Here is a 23,717-nt window from a genome sequence, read left to right as displayed (position 1 = left end):
TCCGCGCGACTAACCCCGCGGCCGGAAGCCCATGATGTCCTTCACGTCCTTGAGGATCGGTGCCGCGATGGCCTCCGCTCTCTCGGCACCGTTCGTCAGAATACTGTCGATGTGCGAAGGGTCGTCCATCAGGCGGCGCATCTCGGCGGAGAGGGGGGAGAGCTTCTCCACCGCGAGCTCGGCCAGTTTCGGTTTCAGCGCGCCGAAGCCCTGCCCGCCGAACTCGGAAAGCACGGTTTCGACATCCGTGCCAGCCAGCGCAGCATAGATGCCGACAAGGTTCTTCGCCTCGGGACGGCCTTCGAGGCCCTCTTTCTCCGTTGGCAGAGGATCGGGGTCGGATTTCGCCTTCTTGAACTTCTTCGCAATGGCGTCGGCGTCGTCCGTGAAGGTGATCCGGCTGAGGTCCGACGGGTCGGACTTCGACATCTTCGCCGTGCCGTCGCGTAATGACATGACGCGCGTCGCCGGCCCCTGAATCATCGGCTCCGGCAGCGGGAAGAAGTTTTCCGCGTTCATATCATTGTTGAACTTGGCCGCGATGTCGCGCGCAAGCTCGAGGTGCTGCTTCTGGTCTTCGCCCACAGGGACGTGCGTCGCCTTGTAGGCGAGAATGTCCGCGGCCATCAGGACCGGGTAGGTGTACAGGCCGACCGAGGCCTTCTCCTTGTCCTTGCCAGCCTTGTCCTTGAACTGGGTCATCCGGTTGAGCCAGCCGATGCGCGCGATACAGCCGAGAATCCAGGCGAGCTCGGCATGGGCCGACACGGCCGACTGCTGGAAGATGATCGACTTCTCGGGATCGATGCCCGCGGCGAGATAGGCGGCCGCGACCTCGCGGGTCTGCGCCTTCAGCTTTGCCGGGTCCTGAGGCACGGTGATGGCGTGAAGGTCCACGACGCAGAAAATCGACTCATAGTCGTGCTGCATCGTCACGAATTTCGAGATCGCGCCGAGATAGTTGCCAAGGTGCAGGTTGCCGGTGGGCTGGACGCCGGAGAAAACGCGCTGGGTATGCTTGCTCATGGGGCGGGCCGTTAGCGCACGCTTGCCATTCTGGCGAGTCTTGGAGAATGAAGAACCATGGCTGATGGCATCACCGATATCGACACCGGCGTGGCAGAGGACAAGGAAGCTTCGGGGATCAAGCCCGAGCTGGCCGCCTACCGTCACGCGCCGTCCTCCGTGGCGTTCAAGAAGCTGCGCAAGCGCATCCTGCGCGAGACCCAGGAAGCGATCCGCAAATTCGCAATGGACACGCCGCGGGAAGATGGCTCGCCACAGAAATGGCTCGTCTGCCTGTCCGGCGGCAAGGACAGCTACGGCCTGCTCGCAGCGCTCCTCGATCTCAAATGGCAGGGCGCGCTGAAAGCCGACATCGTCGCCTGCAATCTCGATCAGGGCCAGCCGGGCTTTCCAAAGCATGTGCTGCCTGAATATCTGACAAGCCTCGGCGTTCCGCACCGGATCATCACAGAGGACACCTATTCCATCGTCACGGAGAAGGTGCCCGAGGGAAAGACCTACTGCTCGATGTGCTCACGCCTGCGCCGCGGCATCCTCTACCGGGTGGCGCGGGAGGAGGGGTGTGATGCGATCGTCCTCGGCCATCACCGGGACGACAGCCTCGAGACCTTCATGATGAACCTGCTCCACGGCGGCAGGCTCGCGGCGATGCCGCCCAAGCTCCGGAATGACGAGGGCGACCTGAACGTTCTCCGCCCCCTGATCTTCACGGCAGAGGCGGACCTTGCGAAATTTGCCGAGCTGTGCCGGTTCCCGATCATCCCGTGCAATCTCTGCGGCACCCAGGAAGGACTCCAGCGCATGGCGATGAAGGCGCTCCTCGATGGCTGGGAGCAGAAAAAGCCCGGTCAGCGCGACGTGATGTTCCGTGCCTTGCAGAATGTCAGGCCGAGCCATCTGGCGGACGAGCGGATCTTTGATTTCGAGAGACTTTGAGGGCTAGCGCAGCTCGAGCGCCATCTGGTCGATTGATCGCACCGCAGCGAGGCCGCTGATCTTCGGTGGTTGGCCTGCCGGGGCGCTGTTCGGTGCCAGCGTGGCGAGCGATGCGAGCACCTCCTCCAGTTCGACTCGGGCGAGGGCTTCCCCGAGGCAGCGATGCGCCCCGGCGCCAAAGACCGGATGCCACTTCGGATGATCCGTGCGGTGAATGTCGAAGTGGTCGGGATCTGCGTAGGCTTCCGGGTCCCGCATGGCCGACATGGTCGAGACGCCGACGAAGGACCCTGCGTCGATGACATAGCCGTCGATCTCGAGCTCTTCGAGGGTGACACGGGGAAAGCTCGCAACGGAGGGGTCGTAGCGCATCGTCTCCTGGACGACCGGCTTTTTCAGTTCCTCGGGTGCCTCACAGAAGGTCCGCCACTGGTCTTCATGACGGAGGAGGTGATGCATGGCCGAGCAGAGCGCGAGCCGCGTCGTGTCCGATCCCGCGATAATGAGCGTGATAATCTGGCCGCGGATCTCCTCCTCGGTCAGACTTCCTTCTTCGCGGTTGTCCTGGACGTAACGAGTGATGAAGCTTCGTTCTGAGGCGGGCCCGTCGAGCAGGGCATCCACATAGGCCTGAAGGGCACGCGCGCCCTTTTCGATCTCCGGCCGTTCCTCCGGGCCGTGGAATCCGATGCCACGGACAGCCGCGTATACCCACTTGCGGAACTGCGGGATGTCGTCCTCGGGCACGCCAAGGAGCTTGGCGATGATCCGTGCGGGAATCTCTCCTGCAATATCTTCGAGGAAATCCATTGGGCCGTGGCCGACATGCCCTGCCACCAGGCGATCTGCGAGCGCGCGAACATCTTCGCGGTAGCCTTCCATCAGCTTGAAGGCGAAAGTCCGGGACAGGCCGCCGCGCCGATTCCGGTGGACCTGGCCGTTCGAGAACAGCATGGAACGCTGCACGACGTCGTAGAGTGGCCCCGAGGTCACCCCCTGGAAGGCGAGCCCCTCGGTTTCGAGCTGGCGCGTCGTCCTCGGATCGACCATCTTTTCGATGTTCCTGAAATGCAGGACGATCGGCACGCCCGATGGCGCGCGGACGACCGGCGCCTGCTCGCGGCATGACCGAAGATAGGCATGGTCATCGGCGAAGGCATCCAAATCGGCCCTCACGGGGATTTCTCGGCTGGCGTTCGTGGGTTTCATGGCAGGTCTCCGCAGAACATCTGCTTCGCTGAGCCTAGTCCATTTGCCGGGGCCCCGTGCCCTGCCTGGCCCGATAACCGAGTTCCGAGCCCTCAATAGGTGCCTCAACTCAACCGGCGGGTGTCGTAGGGACTGTCGAGGCTGAAGGGCGGGATCATGGCCTCGAAAACGGCGCCGTCTTCGCGGTTCATCTCATAGGCGCCGAACATCATGCCCGACGGGGCGGAGAGAGGTGTTCCGCTTGTGTATTCAAAGGCATCGCCAGGCAGCAGGACCGGCTGTTCGCCGACCACGCCGTCGCCTTCGACCACGAAGCTCTGCCCCAGCGCATCAGCGATGTGCCAGGTCCGGCGCTTGAGCGTCACGGTCTGGCCGGAGTCGTTGTCGATGCGGACGGTGTAGGTCCAGAAGTAGCGGCCTTCATCGGGACGGCTCTCGTCCTCGATGTAATCGGATGAGACCCGGACACGGATTCCGTCGGTGACGGCCTCGGAAACCAGCTCCTCGTCGAACTCTTCAAACTCGTCGATCATGGCGGCACTCCTCTGCGCCGGAGGGGGATCAGGTCAAGTGTTACCCGGCATCACCGTGCTTGACCAGCGGCCCGCTGCGCGCGATGCGTTCCAGAGCTGCAATTAACCAAGGGAATGCCCGATGGCCGGTGGTTCAGGGGTGCTGAGCGGAGAGGCGCTGCGGTGCCTCATCGAAGCGGGCGCGATCAAGGCGCGCCCCGGTCCGCGCCAGCTCCAGCCGGCAAGCCTCGATCTCACCCTCGGTGCGACGGCCCGGCGAGTCCGGGCGGCCTTCCTGCCCAGCGACCGCGCCAGTCTTGAGGAGCGCCTTGAAGCGCTCACGCTCCACACCCTCGATCTCTCCGGTGGCGCGGTGCTCGAACGGGGCTGCGTTTATGTGGTGGAGCTGAACGAGCGGCTCGCCCTGCCGCAAAGCTTGACGGCGACTGCAAACCCGAAAAGCTCCACCGGGCGGATCGACGTCTTCGTGCGCCTCCTGACCGAAAGCCATGAGGGCTATGAGCGGGTACCCGCCGGATACGAGGGCAAGCTCTATCTCGAAATCTGCCCACGGACATTCCCGATCGTTGTGCGCGAGGGGTCGTCCCTGAACCAGCTGCGGGTCAGGGAGGGTGTGACCACGCTTCCGGACGAGGAGCTTCGTGATGTCCTTGGTCCCGACGCCCATGTTGCGGATGGCCTCAATCTTTCCGTCGATCTGTCTGCGGAGCTTGGAGAAATAGCCGGCTGGCGTGCCCGGCGCCATGCCGGGCTGATCGATGTCGACGAGGTCGGCGCACTGGATCCCGATGACTATTTCGAGCCGATCGCGCCACCTCGCGACGGCTATATCACTCTTGACCCGGACGAGTTCTACATCCTTGCAAGCCGCGAGGAGGTGGTGATCCCGCCTGGCCTTGCGGCGGAGATGGTCGCCATCGACGAGGAACTGGGGGCTTTCCGCGCGCATTACGCAGGCTTCTTCGATCCTGGTTTTGGCGTCGAGGCGCCGAGCCGCGCGGTCCTCGAGGTGCGCGGTTTTGACGTGCCGATGATCCTCGAGCACGGCCAAAGGGTCGCAAGGCTTGGATATGAGCGGCTGCGCGAGGTGCCGAAGATGCTCTATGGCGGTGCTCAGTCCTCGAATTACCAGGGGCAGGGCCTGCGCCTCTCCAAGCATTTCCGCAGGGCCTGACCTTGAAGGCGAGCGAACGCCTTGCGGCGATGACAGCCGAGGATCTGCGGGGCTATCTTGCCTTTGTTCTCGACCTCTACGACCGGTTCGGGAAAGAGGGGCGCCGCATACGCGAACCGCTCGTGAAGCGGCAGAAGAAGCCGATGCGCAGCATCCTTCGCGCATCGGCGGCACAGGCCGGACCGGGATTGATCGCTGAGTTCGGTGTCCACAAGGGGCACTCGATTCGCCTGCTTGCCGAGATTTTCCCGGAACGGACGATCCACGGCTTCGACAGTTTCGAAGGGTTCCCGGATGACGGCCGCGGCGACTGGCGGCAGGACTTCTCCCTGCCCGAACTGCCGGAAGTGCCTGCGAACGTGCGGCTTCATCAGGGCTATTTCGGCGACACCCTCGCGCCATTCGTCCAGGACCTCGAGGCAGAGGAGACAGCCGCCCTCCTCCATATCGATTGCGATATCTATTCGTCGGCGGCGGAGGTGTTCGATAGCTTGGGAAGAACGATCCGTCCGGGAACGGTGCTGTTGTTCGATGAGCTCGTGAACTATGACGAATTCCTGTCGAACGAGATGCTGGCGCTTTTCGAGTGGTGCCAAGGCTCCGGGCTCGAGGTCCGTTGGGCTGCCGCCAAGGGGAGGCTTCGTCCGCTGCCTGATTTCAGGACGGGGGTCGAGGGCGGCTTTGCGGGCTATCGCCAGCAAGGCTTCTACCAGAATGCGGGCCTGATCGTCGTCACCGACGAAAACGCCCCCGCAAGGCGGGAGCGCTTCCTTGATGAGGCGGCAACGGTCGCCGAAATCCTGGGTCTGGCCTAGAAGATGCCGAAGCGGCGTTTCTTCGATGTGGCTGCCGCTTTTTCAGCCTCGGTCCGGGCTTCAGCTTCTTCGTCAGTCTCCTGATCGAACTCACTGCTGAGCCTTTCCTTGATGGCGTTGAGGTCCATATCGAGTTGCTCGCGTGCCCTGGCCTTGATGTCTTCGATCAGGTCGATTTCCCAATAGCTCAGGATGCCAATGGCTGCGGATCGAGAGATCCGGTCGAACAGGGCGATCGAGCGGTCTTTGTCCTCATTCGTATAGGGAGCGCTTCCGGCGCCCTTGCGTGGGCGGATCGCCATCATCTTGCCGAACGCCTTGTCCTTTACGCCAAGGGCAGTGCACAGGATGGTGAATGCGTCGCCGGGCACATCTTCGGCAATCTTGCGGCCGAGTTCGAAACTGATCTTCGCAGCGTCGGAGACTGTCTGGATGGCAGCCGTGTTGGCGTTGGTCCGAAAGGCGGTTAGTTCGTCCGTAAGCTGAGGCCCTGGAGCATCCTTGAGAGGGCCGTTCTCGGATTCGCGCGCTTCGGAGACAAGCTGGGCCAGCTTGCCGAGGGGGGTGCTGCTGAAGGCATCTTGTTCGGTTTTGAAGACGCGGGTGAAGACCTCCGCGGCAAGGCTCGGATCGACCTTGAAGCGGGACAGGATAGCCTGGCGGCTGTCTCCCTCGACCCTCCAGAAAAGGCGCAGGGAGAGACGCGGGGACAGGTCTGTCCGCTTCGACAGCATCCAGCCGAGGGTCGAGCCATCCTCGACCCTGTTGATCAGGCGCGCGGCGCGACTGTTGGAAATCGGGCATTCCGAGCGCGGCAGGATCATGTTCTCGATCTTGGATTCTTCGTAGAAGAGAAGGCGATTGACCACGGGTTCGGAAAGCTGCGGACGCTGGGCAATGATCTCGCGCAGCTCGAAACTCTTCGACGCAGCTTCCATGAGGACTGCGTCGGTGACGTGGCGGCCAAGCAGGATGACGCGGGCCGTCTCGGGCGAGGCGAGGCCGAGCTTGCGGATCAGGTCCTCGGGCGGCTCGGACATGCGGCTCAGGATATCCGCGGCCTTGATCTTGGATTCGAGGCTCATCGCGTCGATGATGCGCCCGACGAGTTCATTGGCGTATTGGCGGTCCGACCGGGTCTGGTGCCGCCGCGTCGAAACCAGCAGCTGCGAAACTGCGTTCAGAAGCTGTTCTGCATTACGATCAACGACTTCGTCGCCTGTACTGTTCTCGATCATGGTTATTCGGCCCTGCTTTGATCTCTGATCCAAGCAAAAGCAGGTTAAATATTTACGGCAATTCGGCGGAGCGCGGCCCTTGCTTGGATACGATTCACTTTGTCCACATTGATCGATGTTGCTTCCCGGACGAGCGCCGGATGGTTAAGAGCTGGAACATGCAGGCAACAACGGTCCCATCCTGCCTCCCGGGGACCATTCTCCTGGGAGCGCGCGAGGTTGTCCTCGACTGCTCCGGTGCCATGTGGCTGCCGGACGCCGGTGTGCTTGTGGTCTCCGACCTTCACTTCGAGAAAGGCTCGCATTTCGCCAAGCGGGGCCAGTTCCTGCCGCCCTATGATACCCGCGCCACGCTGGACGGTGTCGAGAGACTGATGCGGCTGACCCGGGCGAAGACCGTGATCTCGCTGGGTGACGCGTTCCACGACACTGAGGCCGAGGCGCGGATGCATGAGAGTGACGCTGCGCGGCTCGAGACGCTTTGCCGCGCTGCGGACTGGATCTGGGTGCTCGGGAACCATGACCCACAGCCGCCTGCGCGTTTCAGGGGTATTGCCGAAGAGATCATCGAGGTCGCGGGCCTCACCTTCAGCCATGAGCCCGGCGATCACGAAGGTTGGCAGGTGGCAGGCCACCTTCACCCTTGCGCGGTGGCGCAGAAGGATGGTCGCGGCGTGCGCCGGCCCGCTTTCGTGAGCGATGGTTCGCACATGGTGATGCCGGCTTTCGGCGCCTTTACCGGCGGGCTCAACGTCCTCGACGCGGCTTTTTCGAGCGTCTTCCCGAAAGGTTTCCAAGCCTATCTTTGCGGCAAGTCCCGCGTCTACGGCGTGCCGCGGGCGAGCCTGCGCTCCGACACCCCGCCGCCTGCATGGATGCGCGGCTAGACCATCGGCGCGAGGACCAGGGCGAAGAAGATCGGCGCCGTCGCGCCGATCGTCAGCATTATCCGCAGCTCCATGTACCACGCCGGAATGACCCGCCTGTGCGCCCAGTCCTGTCCGAGCTGGTAGAGGAGCAGGAAGGCGACGATCAGGCACCGCGGCAAGGGGCCGAACTCCCGTCCCCAAAGGATATCGGGGGCAGCGGCGACGGCCCAGGCCACGAGCGGGGGCATGACTGCAGCGAGGAAGCCGCCGAAGAGGGACGTGGGGCTGTCATCGACGTCGAAGATCCTGAAGACCCAGCGCCCGCCGCCCATGAAGGACACGATGGTGACGCCGTAGAGCAGGATGGCTGTCTCCGCCGCGTGCTTCCATTCCGTCCCGAGCCCGGCTTCGCCAAACTGGATGATGGGCAGCATCCAGAACGGGATGAGCCCGGCAAATCCCAGCCATTGCGCCGAGCGCGAGCGAAGAGCGCCCGTATCCACGCTGCTGTGGACCTCTTTCACCATAGCTCCCCCTCACACTCCGTCAGGCTGCGGGTACCAGTCATCGGGCATCAGCTGCCGGTCCGTCAAAGCGACGTCTGGCTCCAGCCTTAGCCGCAGGAGCGCATGGCCGCCCAGACACGAAATGGCGCGCAGCACGGCCGGACCCACCTTCACCGCGTCACCGGGGGTGAGCAGCCTGTAGCCGTAGGCCGTGCGCCGGTTCGACGAGAGGCTCAGCGCAACAGGCCCGCCTTCTTCCAGCGTGTAGCTGACTTCGGCCTCGACGCCGTGCCAGCCAGCCTCATCGAGAGCGGTCAAGAGCTGCAGGCCCTCTCGCCGGATGCCTTTGACATGGGCGGTTTCGCGCCAGTGCCCCTCGAACGGGTGGGGCAGGAGCGCGTGCTGGCGGATCAGGTCTTCTGGCGAGCTCAAAACCGGTCTTTCCTGCTCCTGATCTCGGCGAAGACCTCATGGGGCGGCGCGCCGGCGAGGCCAAGGGACGCTGCCAGTCCGGCATCGTCCGCGCGCAGGAAGGGGTTGGTTTCGATCTCGTCGGCCAGCCTCACCGGCACGGTCGGCTCCCCCCGTGCACGAAGGGCAGCGACGTCCTCCGCGCGGGCCTTCAGCGCGGGGTTGGCGGGATCGATGCTGAGAGCGAACTCGGCATTCGCCGCGGTGTATTCATGGGCGCAGAAGATGATTGTCTCGGCAGGCAAGGCCCGGATCTTCAACAGCGACGCCCAGAAGGTCTCCGGATCGCCCTCGAACATCCTTCCGCAGCCAAGAGAGAACAGCGTGTCGCCGACAAAGGCCACGCCGGCCTCTTCGGAATGGTAGGCGATGTGCCCGAGGGTATGGCCGGGAACGTCGATGACCCTCAACCGGGTTTCTCCCAGCCTGACCTCGTCGCCGCCAGCGACCGCGCGTGTCTTGTGCGGGATCTTCTCGCCCTCGGCTGCGGGCGCGATAACGTCGCAGCCAAAGCGCTCAACAAGGTGCGGATTGCCGCCGATATGGTCGGGGTGCCAGTGGGTGTTGAGGATCATGTCGATCCGCCATCCGAGCCTATCAGACTGTTCTGCAATGGTTTTTCCGTCTGGTGTGTCGACTGTTGCGACCTGTCCCGAAGCTTCGTCACGGACCAGGAATCCGTAATTGTCCTGCAGGCACGGGAACTGGTGCACGGTAAGCGGGCCAAGATGGTGCATCGCGGAACGTTTCTCCTTATGTTTTCCACCGTAGCGGCGCCGAAGCCGCTCGGCAAAAAGGACGAACCCCCTTGCGGACCGAGAGTGCAGAGCTCCAGCGCTTCTATGCCAGCCCTCTCGGGCAGGTGGCGCAGGCAACGCTGATCCAGCGAATGACCGACGCGTGGGGTGACCTCAAGGGCCAGCGGCTGGCTGGCTTTGGCTACTCTGCGCCCGTGCTTGATGCCTTCCCGGACGCCGAACGGGTCATCGACATGGTGCCTGCCGCAGCCGGAGCCGTGGTCCGGAAGAACGAGGTGCTGGTCGAGGAAGAAAACTGGCCGCTGCGCGAGGCTTCTATCGACAGGCTGGTCATTCTGCATGGGCTTGAAGAAGCGGCGCAGCCCCATCGCCTGCTGCGCGAGGCGTGGCGCGTCCTCACCGACGATGGCCGCCTGGTCCTGATCGCTGCCAACAGGCACGGCTTCTGGACCCTGATCGAGAACTCGCCGCTTGCCGCGGGCCGGGCCTATTCGCGGCGCCAGCTCCTCGAGCTCCTGAACCGTTCGATGTTCGCACCGACGGCGCAAGCCTCCGCCCTCTATTTCCCGCCGATTGCCAAGCTCCGGCGTCTCGCGCCGATGTGGGAGCGGACGGCGGAACGGCTCGAGCCGCTGCGGGTGCCGCTTCCCAACGTGGCGGGCGTGGTGATGGTGGAGGCGCGGCGCTCGATGGCGGTTCCGGCGTCAGGCAGCAAGGTCGAAGTCCTGAAGCCGCTCCTCGCGGGCAAGGGCCGACGGGTGGCGGGGCTCGCCGCTGAACGAGAGCGGCGCAAAGATCGCTAGAAAAGCCGTCGCCTTTCAGGCATTCCCCGTCCATGACCAGACCGACCCCGCGCCCCGGCATTCTCGACATCTCCCCTTACGTGCCTGGCAAGGCCAAGGCCGGCGCGGGCAAGGTGCACAAGCTGTCCTCCAACGAAAGCGCCCTCGGTCCTGCACCGTCCGCGATCAAGGCGGCTGAAAAGGCTGCCGGCAAGCTTCATCTTTATCCGGATGGATCGGCCACGGCCCTGCGGGAGAAGCTTGGGCAGGTCTATGATCTCAACCCGGATCATCTTGTCTGCGGGAATGGTTCTGACGAGCTGCTCAGCCTCTCGGTGCGCTGCTTCACCGAGCCGGGTGACGAGGTGCTGATGACGAAACACGGATTCAGCTACTACCCGCTCTGCGCCATGGCCGAAGGCTGCACGCCGGTGCAGGCCGAGGAGGACGACCTCGTCGCCGACGTCGATGCTCTGCTGGCCGCGGTTACCGAGAAGACCAAGGTCCTGTTCCTCGCCAACCCGAACAACCCGACGGGTACGCTGCTGCCGAACGAAGAGATCGGCCGGCTTAGAGAAAACCTTCGCGAGGACATTCTCTTGGTCCTCGACGGTGCCTATGCCGAGTATCTTCTCGATACGGACTATGATCCCGGCACCGGTTTCGTGCGAGAGGCGATCGCGACTGGCGCCGACAATGTCGTCATGACGCGGACATTCTCCAAGATTTATGGTCTCGGTGGGATGCGTGTGGGCTGGGCCTATGCACCGCCTTCGGTGATCGATGTCTTCAACCGTGTGCGGAGTCCCTTCAACGTCACGGCTCCGGGCCTCGTCGCGGGAGAGGCGGCGCTTGACGACCAGGATTTCGTCGAGCGCAACAGGCGTCACAATTTCAGCGAGATGGCCCGGCTGGTCCAGGCCCTGCGCGGCCACGGCCTCACGGTGCGTGAGACCATGGCCAATTTCATTCTTGTCGAACTCCCTGACACGGCCGAGGCGCAGCACTTCCTTCAGCACCAGGAGAATCACGGTGTTCTCGTGCGTGGCCTTTCAAGCTCGAACCTGCCGAATTTCGTTCGGGTCTCGATCGGCAGCAGGGAGGCGAACGACGCCTTCCTCGCAGCATCGGAGAGCTTTTCGCGTTAGAGGCTGACCGGCGGCAACTCGCCGAGGCTCACTGGCCCGAGCTTGAGGTCGCCGCCATCGATGACCAGCGGCAGCTCGATCTCCCTTGTGCCCTGATTGGTGACGGCGCCGAGAAGGCTCGCCGCCGTGTCCATGGTCGACGGGTCAAACGCGGCGGTGCGTCCCAGCAAGGTGAGCAGGGGGCGTTCGTTCTTCAGCTTGAGATCGAGGCGGCCATCGAGGACGCCTTCCTCGTTGGCCGAAAGCGTGCCTTGTCCCTGAATTTGGGTGGGCGATGTGTCTTCGCCCTCGCCAATGCCAGCGGACATGCCGGCGATCGTCAGCACACCGTTCTCTCGCGATGCGGCGAGGTTGAAATAGGTCATCCGCGCATCGGCCTCGCCGCCGAAAGACCAGTTCTTGATCTGCACGGCGATGGCGCTCCCCCCTCCGAGGCGCCGGGAGTTGGCGATCACGTCGCCGATCGCCATCGCGCGGTCCTTGCCAGTCAGAATCAGCCCGTGGCCTTCCATCACCACGAAATTCGGTTCGAGGCTGAACCGCAGGTCGTCCGATTGGAGATCGTAGGCTTCGTCGCCGATCCGCAGGGTTCTCTTGCCGCGCGGTGCGAAGATGATGCGGCTCGGGTCATAGGGCAGGGTCGCGATCGTCACGTCCTCTGCGTCGAAACGGTAGAGATCGCTCGCCCAGATCAGGTTCCGTACCTTTCCGCGCAGGGTGAATGGATAGCCGGCGACATCGATGCGGTCATAGGTAAAGCTCCGGCCTGCCTCGGCTTCACGCGCTGCGAAGGCGGCGATCTCTTCCTTCATCTTTCGCGCGCCGGTGTTCCACATGATCGTGTAAAGGACCGCGAGGACGGCAAAAATGGCGAATGCGCCGACAATGATACGGCGCGGCGCTCTGTTCTCTGTCATGCAGCGGTCTCCTCTTCTCCCTCAATCGCCGCTTCCACCGCGCGGAGGAACTGCTTGCGGTTGGAAACATCCGTGATTGGGGGGTGGATGGTCATGATGATGGTGCCGGGTTTCTTGATCGGCCCCGGTTGCAGCCAGTATTCCCCCGAATTGTGGCTGACGGGAACGGTGGGGACGTCCAGCGCCTTGGCCAGCGCCGCGACGCCCGGCTGGTAGGGCAGGCGTTCTCCGGGCGCGCTCCGGGTGCCTTCGGGGAAGATGACGATCTGCGCGCCTTCGGCCAGCCGCTCCTTGGCTTGGTTCGTCATGTCACGGAGCGATTTGGCCCCTGCCTCGCGATCGATGAAGATGAAACCGTTGGCGATCGCGAACCAGGAGAAGATCGGCCAGCCCTTCAGCTCTTTCTTCAGCACGAAGCAAGGCCGCGGGAGGATCGTGGTGAGCTTCAGGGTCTCCCACATCGATTGGTGCTTGGCGGCGATGATGGCAGGCCCCGTGGGGAGGTGCTCCATCCCCCTGACCTCGTCGCGGATACCGCAAAGCACCTTCAGCAGCCAGAGCGTGCCGCGGGTCCAGAATTTGGAAACTGCAAGCGACCACTCGCGCTTGAACAGCGCAGGCCAGGCGACCAGGCCTGTCACGATCGCGAACAGGAACATGAGCAGGACAAAGAGGATCGAACGCAGTCGGGTCATGCGGGGCTCAGATGATCGACCGCATGCGGACGACAAGATACTTCAGATATTCTCCGACGAGCAGCCGCCAGGCGGAGATTTTGCTCATCCATCCCTGCTCTGGCGCGGAAACGCTAGCGACGGGAACCCCGATCACGGAGATTTCAGGTGCCGACCGGCGCAGCTCGATGGTCGCGCGGGGGAGGTGAAAGTCCGACGTCACGAGAAGCGCCGTGGTGTATCCGTTCTGCCGCAGCCAGTCCCGGCTTTCGATCGCATTGCCGCGGGTCGTGCGGGCATAGGGGCCGAGGTCGACACAGCAGGCCAGCCGCTCGGGATCGCCCATCGGCGCCAGGTCGCTCTTCGTCGTCCGTGGATTGACGCCTGAGATCAGGACCCGGTCACCGAGGCCCCTCGCGTGAAGCGCCAGTCCCTCCTCGATCCTGTGGCCGCCGCCACCGGTCAGGACGACGATCCCCCGCTCCGACGCCCGGGCGGGGTCGAGACCTGCCAGCGGCGCCTCGTCTGCCCGGGGAAGGGTCGCGGCGAACACGAAAAAGCCCGCCACCAGGAGGAGGAGAGAGATGAACCCGGCCGCGAGGGCCCGTCTGGCGAGTCTTGGAAGACGCATCACTCGCGCGCTTTAGCGCTGCCCCGAAAAAGGGAGAAGGCCCAAATGCCCCCCAGCATGAGAGCCAGCACCGGACCTGCCCAGAGAACGTAGTTCTTGGGCGAAGCCGTGGGGGTCAGGAGGACGGCCTCGCCGTAGCGGGCGGTGAGGTAGGCCTTCACCTCGGCGTCGGTGTCGCCAGCTGCGATCCGCTCCTCGACGAGCGCGCGCATGACCCTGGCGAGTTCCGCGTCGGATTCCGCAATCGACTGGTTCTGGCAGACGACGCAACGGATATCCTTGAAGATCGCGTCCGCCCGGGCTTGCTGCGCCGGGGTGAGGGCGAGGAGCAGGGCCGAGAGAAGCGCGATCATGCGGGCACCGCCGGGGCATTCGGCTCCGCCTCTTTTTGCTGGCGCTTCGTTCCCGGAGAGAAGGCGGCGACAAAGCCGCCGATCGCGACGAGCAGGGCTCCTGACCACAGAAGGTGGATCAGCGGATGCACATAGGCGCGCACCATCCGCAGGTCTTTGTCTTCGCGAATGCCTGCCGAGGCGAGATAGAGATTGCCGAGCCCGACACGGGTGATCGCCACTTCGGTCGTCCCTTCATCCGCCACCGGATAATAGCGCCGAGAAGGGTAAAGCTCGGCGATCACCTTGCCATCCCGCTCGACCGTGTAGCGGTCGGTCTCTGCGAGGTAGTTCCGGCCTGCCCGCATCTCGGTCGACACGAAGGTCAGGGTCAGGTTGCGGATCTCGGCGCTTTCGCCGGGGCGCAGGGCGGTCCGCACTTCGGTCTGGAAGAGCGACGCCGAGGTCACCCCGAGGATGAGAAGGGCAAGGCCGAGATGGCTGAGCAAAGCGCCGACGCTGCGGCCGGGCAGGTTGGCGAGGCGGCGGAGGGCTTCCGAAGCATCCGCTCCCGGCAGGCCGGCCTTGCGCAGGAGGTCAGCGACGACGCCGCCGAAGACGATGATCGAAGCTGCAAAACCGATCCACGCGAGAAGCGAGCCGCCGAGCACCAGCGTCGCGGCGCTGGCGAGGAGGAGGCCTGCGCCGAGGATGAGCTGATAGGGCCGGACCCAGGCGCCGCGGCCACGCTTCCGCCACGGGATGAGCAAGCCGAAGGCCAGCGCTGCCGCCATGGCGAGCGTCAGCGGCGCTGCCATGAGGTTGTAATAGGGCGGGCCGACCGAGATCCGGGTCCCTGACGAAACTTCCACCACCGTCGGCCAGAAGGTGCCGAGAAACACCGTGAACAACAGAACCGAGAAGAGCAGGTTGTTGAGGACCAGCGCGCCCTCGCGGCTGACGGGTTCGAAAGCCTCGTTCTTGACGAGCTTCGAGCCGCGAAGGGCGAAGAGCAGGAAGCCGCCGCCCGTGAACAGGACCGAGAGCAGGAGAAGCACCACGCCCCGCTCGGGGTCATTGGCGAAGGCATGGACCGAGGTGACGATCCCCGACCTGACGAGGAAGGCACCGAGGAGCGATGCGCCGAAGGCGAGGATCGCCAGCGCCGCGCACCACGGCTTCAGGGCATCGCGCCGTTCGACGACCATCACGCAGTGCAGGAGTGCCGTCGCGGCAAGCCAAGGCATCAGCGAGGCATTCTCCACCGGGTCCCAGAACCAGAACCCGCCCCAGCCCAGTTCGTAATAGGCCCAGAAGGCCCCGAGTCCGATCCCGAGGGTCAGCGCGGCCCATGCGAACAGGAGAAACGGCCGCACGGCACGGGCCCAGTCCTGGTCGAGTTCGCCGCGGATCAGCGCCGCGATAGTGAAGCTGTAGACGGCCGAAAGGCCGACATAACCCACATAGAGCGTGGGCGGGTGGATCGCGAGGCCGATGTCCTGCAGCAGCGGATTGAGGCCCTGCCCATCAACCGGCGTCGGCCAGTCGGCGGGATAGGGCTCGAACGGGCTTGAGGTCAGGATCGCGAAGAGCAGGAAGGCGAGGGTCAGAAGCCCCTGGATGCCGAGAGCCAGCCTGCGCATTTCCGGCGCTCCGCCCCTGGAATGGGCCATCGCTGCGCCGAAACCGGCCAGCATCAGGAGCCACAGCAGCAGGCTGCCCTCGTGGTTCCCCCAGGTCCCGGTCAGCTTGTAGACCATCGGCTTCAGGGAGTTGCTGTTGAGGAAGACGTTGAGCAGGCTGACATCGGTCTGGCTGTATGCGTACATCAGCAGCGCAAAGGCTCCGCCGATGGCCATCAGGAGCGCGGTCGCCGCGCTGGCCGCGATCGCGTGCACCCTCCTGTCCCGCGACGGGACAAGACCGGCCACGGCCATGACCCCGGCCGCAGCCGCGGCGAGGACGAGGAGAAGCGTTCCGAGAAGGCTGACCTGCATAGGACCGAATTGGCGCCGTCAGCCCTCCGAAGCAACCCGGATGCGACGAAGCGCATAGAACGCTTGGCGCGAAGCCCCATGCCCTCGGCCCCGCGCAGAGAGAGTTTCCTTCTCAAAGGCTCGCACCGGGTGCCGCGATGAAGGCCGCTTCACGCCCGCGATCCCGGGATTGCTCCCCAATGAGGACCGAAAAGCCGCGACCGGCCCGATCCATGTCCGCCGCATCGCCACGTCGGTGCGTCTAGCGTGCCTCGCGCAGGAAGCTCAGCTGCTCGATCTTCTCGGCCGTGTTCGCCATGTCCGAGAGCGGCGTCGGGTAATCGCCGGTGAAGCAGTGGTCGGTGAAGGCCGGGCGCAGATTGTCCCGCGGCCCCTTGCCGAGCGCCTTGTAGAGCCCCTCGAGGGAGAGGAACGAGAGGCTGTCCGCGCCGATGATGTCGCGCATTTCCTCGACCGTGTGCGAGGCGGCCATCAATTCCTCCTTGGACGGCGTATCGATGCCGTAAAAGTCAGGATGCGTGATCGGCGGACAGGCAATGCGCAGGTGGACTTCCTTCGCGCCCGCATCGCGGATCATCTCGATGATCTTTTTCGACGTCGTGCCCCGGACGAGGCTGTCGTCGACAAGGACAACGCGCTTGCCCTTCACCACGCCCATATTGGCGGAGTGCTTCCGAGCCACGCCCATTTCGCGGATCTTCTGGTCGGGCTGGATGAAGGTCCTGCCCGAATAGTGCGAGCGGATCAGCGCCATTTCGTAGTCGATGCCGCTCGCCTGGGCGAAGCCGATCGCGGAGGGAACGCCTGAGTCCGGGATGGGCGAGACGATGTCCGCTTCCACCGGCGATTCCTCGGCCAGGACACGGCCCAGCCGCTTGCGGATCTCGTAGACGCTCTCTCCATCCACGAAGCTGTTCGGTCGCGCGAAATAGATGAGCTCGAAGATGCATGGCCGCGGGTTCTTCACCTCGGCGGTCAGGCGCCGCGAGGTCAGCGAACCGTCCCTGCCGCAGATGACCACTTCGCCCGGCTCCACGTCCCGGATGAATTCGGCGCCGATGAGGTCGAAGGCACAGCTCTCGGACGCCAGCACATGGGCATCGCCGAGCTTGCCGAGCACGAGGGGACGGATGCCGACGGGATCGCGTACGCCGATCAGCGCGTCGCGGGTAAGTACGGTCAGCGCATAGGCGCCTTCCACAGCGCGGGCCGCGTCGATGACCTTGTCGCTCATGGTCAGGCCACGGGACAGCGCCGTCAGCTGCACGAAAAGCTCTGAGTCGCTGGTGGTATGGAAGATCGAGCCCTTGGAGATCAGCTGCTGGCGCAGGGTCCGGGCGTTGGTGAGGTTGCCGTTATGGGCGATCGCGATGCCGCCGCGGTCAAGATCGGCATAGAGCGGCTGGACATTGCGCAGGCCCCCGGTGCCGGTCGTCGAATAGCGCGTGTGGCCGATCCCGGCATTGCCCTTGAGCTTGGAGAGCACTTCCTCGCCGTGGAAATGCTCGGCGACGAGGCCGAGATGCTTGTCCGAATAGAACTGGCCTTCGTGATAGGTGGTAATGCCTGCGGCTTCTTGGCCCCGGTGCTGCAGGGCGTGGAGGCCCAGCGCGATGATCGGCGCGGCGTCCCCGTCATGGCCGATGATCCCGAAAACACCGCATTCCTCGTTGAGGGCGCGCGGCAACAGGGGTTGCGTCCGCTGGCGGTTTCGCTCGCGGCGCAGGAAGTTCGAAACATGCTGCATGGCTCAGGTCCCGGTGGGCTCGGCTGAGAGGGAGATGGACCGAAAAGACCGCTTTGACAATTCCGTGACAGAAACATCAGCTTTGCGAAGGAAAGCCTCAGCCGTCGCCTCCAGCGCCGGGGCGAAGAGGCTTCGTTCCACCATCTGCGGCCGCGGCGCGCCTTCGTGGTAGACCAGCACGGAAAACAGCACGAAAGCTGCGAGGACCCAGCCACGCAGGATGCCGAAGGCTGCGCCTGCGATTCGGTCGCCGCGCTTTTTGTCGCGACCGAGGTATTTCCGCACCAGTATGGAGCCCGCAATCGACACCGCCGTGTCTCCGGCGAGGAACAAACCGGCCAGCACGAGGAGCTTGCCGATGGTGCCGTCGACAGCGCTCGTCGCCATGCCGCCAAAGAGGCTGATTGCAAGGAACCCCGCTGCGATCGCCCCCAGGGTCACTGCCTCGCGCACGCCGCCGCGATACCAGCCGATGAGGGCCGAGACGCCGATGATGACAAGGACGAGGAGGTCGAACTGGCTCACGCTCTTCCTCTTGCTGCTCTCTCGCTCTCGATCAAGTGCCGGTCAGCCAATCCGCCGCGGCACGCAGGGAGTCGAGGGGGATGCACTTGATGGCATCGCTCTCGATGTCCGCCGGGCCAGCCGTGCGGACAAAGCCGAGCTTGGCGGACTCCCCGAGCCGGAGGGGCCCCTGCGCTGCGCGGCGGATCCTGCCTGAAAGGCCGATCTCGCCAAATGCCGTGGTGCCTTGGGGCAGTGCGATGCCTTCCTTGGCCGAGATCAGGGCAAGGGCCGCGGCAAGGTCGGCGGCAGGGTCGGTAATACGCAAACCTCCGGCCACGGAAAGAAAGACATCATCTCGGCCGAAATCGACGCCGGACCGTGCCGAGAGAACGGCGAGGAGCTGGGACAGGCGACCTGAGTCCCAGCCGACCACCGCGCGCCGCGGCTGCGCGAGCTGGCTTGGCAGGACCAGCGCCTGGAACTCGCAGAGGAGGGGCCGCGAGCCTTCGGTCCCGGCAAAGACGGCTGTGCCCGGCGTGTCCTCGTCGGCATCACCGAGGAACAGGGCCGAGGGGTTCGAGACTTCGGCGAGCCCTTCTCCGCGCATTTCAAATACGCCGATCTCGTTCGCCGGGCCGTATCGGTTCTTCACGGCACGGATCAAACGGAAGCTGCGCCCCGGCTCTGTCTCGAAGTAGAGAACGACATCGACAAGGTGCTCGACCACGCGCGGGCCGGCGATCTGGCCCTCCTTTGTCACATGGCCAACGAGGATCACCGTGCAGCCTGCGTTCTTGGCGAAGCGTGTGAGCTCCGATGCACAGGCGCGGACCTGCGTCACCGTGCCGGGGGCCGAGGGGATGTCGTCGGACCAGAGTGTCTGGATCGAGTCGATGATCAGGACATCGGGCTTTGCGGCCTTGACGGTCTGCATCACGTCCTTGAGGGCGGTGCCGATCGCGAGCTGCATTGGCGCCTTCGCGACGCCAAGACGCTCAGCGCGCAGACGGATCTGGTCGAGAGCCTCCTCGCCCGAAATATAGACCGTCTTCTTCCCCGACCGCGCGATCGCCGCACCGGTCTGGAGAAGGAGCGTCGACTTGCCCACGCCCGGATCGCCGCCAACGAGAAGCGCCGAACCCGGAACAAGCCCGCCGCCAAGCGCGCGGTCGAACTCCTGCGCGCCGGTGTTGAAGCGCGGCGGCGGTGCGCTCTCTCCTGCAAGGCTCTCGAGGGGCAGGCCGCGGGCCTTTCCCTTCTTTCCCGAGCCCGGCGCGGCGAGCGCGTCCTGTTCGGGCTCGACAGTGTTCCACTCGCCGCAATCGTCGCAGCGTCCCTGCCAGCGGGCGTAGACGCTTCCGCAGGCCTGACAGGCAAAGGAGGGGGCATTCTTCGGCATGGCTCTTCATAGCCTGTTCGCGCCGCCGCGCCAGCCCGGCCGCTTTCCACACCCCTGTGGATATTTAGTCCGTGTTCATCTTTGCAAACAGAACCGAACCCTTAATCTCCGTTTGGAGACTTTAATAGAGACTTTCCTATCACTGAACATCTAGTGAAGGTGCTGTTTATTGGATCTTCACTCTGCCTCGACACTCTCGGTGACAGTTAACAACGCAAACGCGCCACGAAACCGGGGAGAACAGAGATGTCCATCGAGACGCGTATCGAAGAAATCCTGAACGCAGAGCGGGTTCCGACCGCCGACGAGATGTACCGTATGGGGATCGAAGCCTCGACCGGCGTCGATGGCGGTGCTGTCGATCTCGTCGCGGCGCACAAATGGTTCAACCTCGCCGCTCTGCAGGGCAATGAAGAGGCGATCTTCTACCGCAAGCAGATCACTGAAGAGATGGATGCCCGCCAGGTCGCCGCGGCCCAGCGCGACGCCCGCGAATGGCTGCGCAAGCACCGCCCCGCTGTAGGCACCGCTGCTTAAGGCTTTCGGACTGGCGCGCGTTCAGCGTCGCCGTTCGAAGCGGGTGAAGCCCTGCTCGGACACGAAGCCGTCGAGGAACTGGTCCTGCGGCTCGACCGGGAAGCGCTCCATCATCTGGGCTGCATAGCCATAGCCGATGGCGACCACGTCGCCTTCCGATCTCAGCTTCTCCAGCGTCCTGTCGTAATAGCCGCCGCCCATGCCGAGGCGTGCGCCATCAGGACGGACCGCGAGAAGCGGCGTCACCACCATATCAGGCCGCATCACCGGGGCGTCGGGTCCCGGTTCCATGATGCCGTAGGCTCCCTTGATCAGCCCCTTGTCGATCTCGAACAGGCGGAAGACGAGTGGCGCGCCTTTCTTCTCCACCACCGGCAAGAGGACAGCGGCTCCCGCCTGCGCCAGCGCTTCGGCCAGCGGCGCGGTGTCGAGTTCATCGCCCTTGGGATGGTAGAGCGCGACGGCGCTGCCTTCCGGGGGCTCGAGATGCGTCATGAAATGCGTCGCCGCAAATCGCGCCGCATTGGGCTGGCTCTGCTTCGCCAGGCGGCGAGCCTGCTTGGCCCTCTCGCGGAAGACCTTCTTGAAGTTGATGAGGTTGAGAGCGAGGGGAGGGATCATCGGAACAAATCTGCCGCACCGGCCGTCGGACGTTGCATTCGCCCTGGACCCAAAGGTTCAGGTGGGCGCCGCGTGAAAAGGACCACGGTCCGAGCCAGAGGCAGCTCCCTAGAATGGCTGTAAGGCCCCGGGGAAAGATGTCCTAACGGGCCGGGCAGCGATCTGGGAAGCTAGGGGTCGGGAGGGCCGTCCGCAAGGGGGAGGCGCGTCAGTCCCCTTGCCGCACGCAAAGGTGAGGCACAATCTCGCGCCACCCTTTCCTGGCCTTATGTCGCCCGTCCGGTCGCTTGGCCGACAGCGCTAGGCTATTTCGGCGAGCAGCTTTTCCAGTCTTTCGCTCGCTTCGTCGAGCCGGTCCGCGGCCCACTCGGCCGCCGCGCCTTCCGGGGTCATGGTCGACCACCGGTTCTTGGCCTCGTCATACTCGTCAAGAATGGCGAGGGCCGCCACGACAAGGGCCTGGCTGTCGCTCAGGCCGTCATGCTTCGCCCGCACGTCCTGGACACGCTTGTCGAATATCTCGGCCAGCTTGCGTGCCCGTGCTTCCTGCCCGTCGTCGCAGGTCAGTTTGTGCTCGCGGCCATTGATCTCTACACTGATTTCAGCCATGAGAGCTGCCTTCTCCCTGGCGGATGATGTCGCGCAATTGCTTGATCGCGGTCTCCGCGCGCTTTTCGACCCTGTCGAGCAGGTCGAGGCCCTTCCGGGCGTCCGCTTTGGCCTTGGCTGCGCCCGAGAGATGCTTGTCCACTGCGGCCAACGCAGCTTCGAAACGGCGCTTGGATGATTCGAGTCGGTTCATGTTTCAGGAATGAACATAACTTGATTCATGTTCAAGCCTCCATGCTGCCTTGACCCCCGGGGTCGGGCGAGGCATCGACAGCTCCGAAACCCCGGAGACGAGACCATGCCATTAGACCACATCTATGAACGAATGTCGGCTGCGATCGCTGCACTTTCGATGGATGCGGTTGAGAAAGCGAATTCTGGCCATCCGGGCATGCCCTTGGGAATGGCGGATGTTGCGACCGTTCTCTTCAGCCGGCACATGAAATTCGATGCAGCAGCGCCAGACTGGCCGGACCGGGACAGATTCGTGCTCTCGGCAGGTCACGGCTCGATGCTGCAATACAGTCTTCTCCACCTTCTGGGCTTCGAGGACATGACTCTCGAAGAACTGAAAAATTTTCGGCAATTGGGTGCAAAGACGGCCGGGCACCCGGAATACGGGCATGCCAAGGGCATCGAAACAACCACAGGGCCGCTTGGGCAGGGCCTTGGCAACGCCGTGGGATTTGCCCTCGCCGAGAAACACCTCGCGGCGCGATTCGGATCGGACCTCGTCGATCACTACACTTACACCATCGTGGGCGATGGCTGCCTGATGGAAGGCATCAGCCAGGAGGTGATCTCTTTCGCCGGGCACCAGAAGCTCGGTAAGCTGATCGTTCTCTGGGATGACAACAACATCTCGATCGACGGCAGGATCAGCCTGTCGGACTCGACGGACCAGATCGCCCGCTTCGAGGCGTGTGGCTGGCGCACCATGCGGGTCGATGGCCACGACATGGAAGCAGTCGACAAGGCCCTGACCGATGCCAAGGGTTCGGACCGCCCGGTGCTGATCGCGTGCAAGACGGTGATCGGCAAGAATGCCGGCGACAAGGCCGGCACGTCGGGCTCCCACGGTGCGCCGCTCGGTTCCGAGGCGATCGCGGCCGCACGCCGCGCGCTTGGCTGGGAGTATGGGCCCTTCGAGATCCCGGACGATGTCTACGATGCCTGGCGAAGCGCCGGCAGCCGCGGTGCGAGCGAGCGCGCCGTCTGGGAGGAGCGCCACCACGGCTCGAGCCACAAGGCCGCGTTCGACGAAGCGATGGCGGGCGACGTTTCCGCGGCCATCCGTGCGCTGAGCGATCATGCAAGGGAGGCTGCTTCGGCGGCCAAGGCGGTTGCCACCCGCAAGGCATCACAGAACTGTCTCGATGCCATCAACGCGGCGACGCCGCTGACTGTTGGCGGCTCGGCGGACCTGACCGGTTCGAACAACACCAAGACGGCGGAGCTCGGCATACTCGACGCGGAGAACCCCGGCGGGCGTTACATCCACTACGGCATTCGCGAGCATGGCATGGCGGCCATCATGAATGGCCTCGCCCTGCATCGCGGCGTGGTGCCCTACGGCGGCACTTTCCTTGTTTTCTCCGACTATATGCGTCCGGCCATGCGTCTCTCGGCGCTGATGGAGCAGCGCGTGGTCTATGTCCTGACCCACGACTCAATCGGCCTTGGCGAGGACGGGCCGACCCACCAGCCGGTGGAGCATCTCGCGAGCCTCCGGGCGATTCCGGGCCTTTACGTCTTCCGTCCCGCAGATGAGGTGGAGACGGCCGAGAGCTGGGCCGTGAGCCTCGAGCTGCAGGCCCCTTCCGTCCTGGCGCTGACCCGCCAAAGCCTCCCCGCAGTGCGTGCGGACGCCTCTGAAAACCTGACCCGAAAGGGCGGCTATGTCCTGCGCGACGCCGAAGGCGCCAAGGCGACGATCGTCGCCACCGGCTCCGAGGTCGAGATCGCGCTGGCGGCTGCCGACAACCTCTCCGGCGAGGGTATCCCGACCCGCGTCGTATCACTTCCCTGTGCCGAGCTCTTCCTGAAGCAGGACGGCGACTATATCGCCGATGTTCTCGGCACGGCGCCGCGCCTCGGTATCGAGGCGGGCATCCAGATGGGCTGGGGCGAGCTGCTCGGCCTCGGCGGCACGCGATGGGACTTCCTCGGAATGTCCACGTTTGGTGCTTCAGGTCCGTATAAGGAGCTTTACGAGCATTTCGGCATCACTGCCAAGAACGCCGCTGCAAAAGTTCGCAGCCTGATTAAAGGGAACGAGTAA

General features: G+C 64.2%; 26 protein-coding genes and 1 other RNA gene. 8 read left to right on the top strand and 19 right to left on the bottom strand.

The genetic code is table 11. The features are described 5' to 3' along the window. Positions 1–9: 9 nt before the first annotated feature. Complete coding sequence (trpS, locus tag IE053_RS06400; RefSeq protein WP_189573518.1) at positions 10–1,026, bottom strand: tryptophan--tRNA ligase; 1,017 nt, start codon at positions 1,024–1,026, stop codon at positions 10–12. Positions 1,027–1,083: 57 nt separating this feature from the next. On the opposite strand from trpS, the gene ttcA reads away from it, so the two are divergent. Further along, complete coding sequence (ttcA, locus tag IE053_RS06395) at positions 1,084–1,962, top strand: tRNA 2-thiocytidine(32) synthetase TtcA (protein WP_189573516.1); 879 nt, start codon at positions 1,084–1,086, stop codon at positions 1,960–1,962. 3 nt (positions 1,963–1,965) lie between these two features. Here the strand turns inward: ttcA and IE053_RS06390 are convergent, their stop codons facing one another. Next, positions 1,966–3,171 carry a cytochrome P450 gene (locus tag IE053_RS06390; RefSeq protein WP_189573513.1) on the bottom strand — a complete coding sequence of 402 codons (1,206 nt, stop codon included), beginning with the start codon at positions 3,169–3,171 and terminating at the stop codon, positions 1,966–1,968. Between the two features lie 104 nt (positions 3,172–3,275). After that, positions 3,276–3,704, bottom strand: coding sequence for a Co2+/Mg2+ efflux facilitator ApaG/CorD (gene apaG, locus IE053_RS06385; protein ID WP_189573510.1), 429 nt, complete (start codon positions 3,702–3,704; stop codon positions 3,276–3,278). Between the two features lie 121 nt (positions 3,705–3,825). Between apaG and IE053_RS06380 the strand changes: the two genes are divergently transcribed. Together IE053_RS06380 and IE053_RS06375 are read left to right on the top strand one after the other, a co-directional pair. Next, complete coding sequence (locus IE053_RS06380) at positions 3,826–4,878, top strand: 2'-deoxycytidine 5'-triphosphate deaminase (protein ID WP_189573508.1); 1,053 nt, start codon at positions 3,826–3,828, stop codon at positions 4,876–4,878. A 29-nt stretch (positions 4,879–4,907) separates the two neighbouring features. Beyond that, a complete protein-coding gene (locus tag IE053_RS06375; protein ID WP_189573505.1) occupies positions 4,908–5,693 on the top strand; it encodes a class I SAM-dependent methyltransferase in 786 nt (261 codons plus the stop codon). Here IE053_RS06375 and IE053_RS06370 read toward each other — a convergent pair. Then, a complete protein-coding gene (locus tag IE053_RS06370; RefSeq protein WP_189573502.1) occupies positions 5,690–6,931 on the bottom strand; it encodes a DUF2336 domain-containing protein in 1,242 nt (413 codons plus the stop codon). The genes IE053_RS06375 and IE053_RS06370 overlap by 4 nt on opposite strands. Positions 6,932–7,089: 158 nt before the next feature. Between IE053_RS06370 and pdeM the strand changes: the two genes are divergently transcribed. Beyond that, the gene (gene pdeM, locus IE053_RS06365) at positions 7,090–7,818 is read left to right on the top strand and encodes a ligase-associated DNA damage response endonuclease PdeM (RefSeq protein WP_189573499.1); all 729 of its coding nucleotides are present in this window, start codon (positions 7,090–7,092) and stop codon (positions 7,816–7,818) included. On the opposite strand, the gene IE053_RS06360 is transcribed toward pdeM, so the two are convergent. The 3 genes from IE053_RS06360 to gloB are packed head-to-tail and all read right to left on the bottom strand — an operon-like array spanning position 7,815 to position 9,514. Next, on the bottom strand, positions 7,815–8,327 hold the full coding sequence (locus tag IE053_RS06360; RefSeq protein ID WP_189573497.1) for a DUF3429 domain-containing protein: 513 nt from the start codon (positions 8,325–8,327) through the stop codon (positions 7,815–7,817). The genes pdeM and IE053_RS06360 overlap by 4 nt on opposite strands. 9 nt (positions 8,328–8,336) lie before the next feature. Continuing rightward, positions 8,337–8,738, bottom strand: a complete 402-nt coding sequence (locus tag IE053_RS06355) for a hypothetical protein (RefSeq protein ID WP_189573495.1) — start codon at positions 8,736–8,738, stop codon at positions 8,337–8,339. Next, a complete protein-coding gene (gloB, locus tag IE053_RS06350; protein WP_189573493.1) occupies positions 8,735–9,514 on the bottom strand; it encodes a hydroxyacylglutathione hydrolase in 780 nt (259 codons plus the stop codon). Before gloB ends, IE053_RS06355 begins: the two co-directional genes overlap by 4 nt. Positions 9,515–9,585: 71 nt before the next feature. Here gloB and IE053_RS06345 point away from each other — a divergent pair, with 71 nt between their 5' ends. Next, positions 9,586–10,338 (top strand): methyltransferase domain-containing protein, encoded by a 753-nt coding sequence (locus tag IE053_RS06345; protein WP_189573491.1) that lies wholly within the window; start codon positions 9,586–9,588, stop codon positions 10,336–10,338. A 32-nt stretch (positions 10,339–10,370) separates the two neighbouring features. Continuing rightward, positions 10,371–11,465, top strand: a complete 1,095-nt coding sequence (hisC, locus tag IE053_RS06340; protein ID WP_189573489.1) for a histidinol-phosphate transaminase — start codon at positions 10,371–10,373, stop codon at positions 11,463–11,465. On the opposite strand, the gene IE053_RS06335 is transcribed toward hisC, so the two are convergent. From IE053_RS06335 to radA, 8 genes are all read right to left on the bottom strand, one after another. Beyond that, positions 11,462–12,382, bottom strand: a complete 921-nt coding sequence (locus IE053_RS06335; RefSeq protein ID WP_189573487.1) for a DUF2125 domain-containing protein — start codon at positions 12,380–12,382, stop codon at positions 11,462–11,464. The genes hisC and IE053_RS06335 overlap by 4 nt on opposite strands. After that, positions 12,379–13,077: a lysophospholipid acyltransferase family protein gene (locus IE053_RS06330; RefSeq protein ID WP_189573484.1), complete on the bottom strand. Its 699-nt coding sequence runs from the start codon at positions 13,075–13,077 to the stop codon at positions 12,379–12,381. Before IE053_RS06330 ends, IE053_RS06335 begins: the two co-directional genes overlap by 4 nt. A gap of 7 nt (positions 13,078–13,084) precedes the next feature. Then, entirely contained in the window at positions 13,085–13,687 is a 603-nt protein-coding gene (locus IE053_RS06325) for a YdcF family protein (protein WP_189573481.1), read from the bottom strand. After that, positions 13,687–14,040 carry a cytochrome c-type biogenesis protein gene (locus tag IE053_RS06320; RefSeq protein ID WP_189573477.1) on the bottom strand — a complete coding sequence of 118 codons (354 nt, stop codon included), beginning with the start codon at positions 14,038–14,040 and terminating at the stop codon, positions 13,687–13,689. The genes IE053_RS06325 and IE053_RS06320 overlap by 1 nt, the downstream gene beginning before the upstream one ends. Next, positions 14,037–16,016, bottom strand: a complete 1,980-nt coding sequence (locus tag IE053_RS06315) for a heme lyase CcmF/NrfE family subunit (protein WP_189573474.1) — start codon at positions 16,014–16,016, stop codon at positions 14,037–14,039. The genes IE053_RS06320 and IE053_RS06315 overlap by 4 nt, the downstream gene beginning before the upstream one ends. Before the next feature lie 241 nt (positions 16,017–16,257). After that, positions 16,258–17,763, bottom strand: a complete 1,506-nt coding sequence (gene purF / locus IE053_RS06310; RefSeq protein ID WP_189573471.1) for an amidophosphoribosyltransferase — start codon at positions 17,761–17,763, stop codon at positions 16,258–16,260. A gap of 3 nt (positions 17,764–17,766) precedes the next feature. After that, the gene (locus tag IE053_RS06305; RefSeq protein ID WP_189573468.1) at positions 17,767–18,288 is read right to left on the bottom strand and encodes a CvpA family protein; all 522 of its coding nucleotides are present in this window, start codon (positions 18,286–18,288) and stop codon (positions 17,767–17,769) included. Positions 18,289–18,319: 31 nt separating this feature from the next. Further along, positions 18,320–19,669: a DNA repair protein RadA gene (gene radA / locus IE053_RS06300; RefSeq protein WP_189573465.1), complete on the bottom strand. Its 1,350-nt coding sequence runs from the start codon at positions 19,667–19,669 to the stop codon at positions 18,320–18,322. Between the two features lie 246 nt (positions 19,670–19,915). Here radA and IE053_RS06295 point away from each other — a divergent pair, with 246 nt between their 5' ends. Further along, entirely contained in the window at positions 19,916–20,206 is a 291-nt protein-coding gene (locus tag IE053_RS06295) for a hypothetical protein (protein WP_189573462.1), read from the top strand. Positions 20,207–20,227: 21 nt separating this feature from the next. Here the strand turns inward: IE053_RS06295 and IE053_RS06290 are convergent, their stop codons facing one another. The 4 genes from IE053_RS06290 to IE053_RS06275 form a co-directional block, all read right to left on the bottom strand. Further along, positions 20,228–20,827, bottom strand: a complete 600-nt coding sequence (locus tag IE053_RS06290; RefSeq protein ID WP_189573459.1) for a 5-formyltetrahydrofolate cyclo-ligase — start codon at positions 20,825–20,827, stop codon at positions 20,228–20,230. A gap of 6 nt (positions 20,828–20,833) precedes the next feature. Next, positions 20,834–20,991, bottom strand: a non-coding RNA gene (gene ssrS / locus IE053_RS06285) — 6S RNA. A 136-nt stretch (positions 20,992–21,127) separates the two neighbouring features. Further along, complete coding sequence (locus IE053_RS06280; RefSeq protein ID WP_189573456.1) at positions 21,128–21,436, bottom strand: cell division protein ZapA; 309 nt, start codon at positions 21,434–21,436, stop codon at positions 21,128–21,130. Continuing rightward, a complete protein-coding gene (locus tag IE053_RS06275) occupies positions 21,429–21,629 on the bottom strand; it encodes a hypothetical protein (RefSeq protein WP_189573452.1) in 201 nt (66 codons plus the stop codon). The genes IE053_RS06280 and IE053_RS06275 overlap by 8 nt, the downstream gene beginning before the upstream one ends. A gap of 105 nt (positions 21,630–21,734) precedes the next feature. Here IE053_RS06275 and tkt point away from each other — a divergent pair, with 105 nt between their 5' ends. Then, entirely contained in the window at positions 21,735–23,717 is a 1,983-nt protein-coding gene (gene tkt, locus IE053_RS06270) for a transketolase (RefSeq protein ID WP_229786077.1), read from the top strand.

This window comes from Parvularcula lutaonensis (assembly GCF_014651915.1).
Classification (GTDB): domain Bacteria; phylum Pseudomonadota; class Alphaproteobacteria; order Caulobacterales; family Parvularculaceae; genus Parvularcula; species Parvularcula lutaonensis.
The sequence above is the reverse complement of the archived record's forward strand: the minus strand, read 5'-3'. Positions and strand labels throughout refer to the sequence as shown.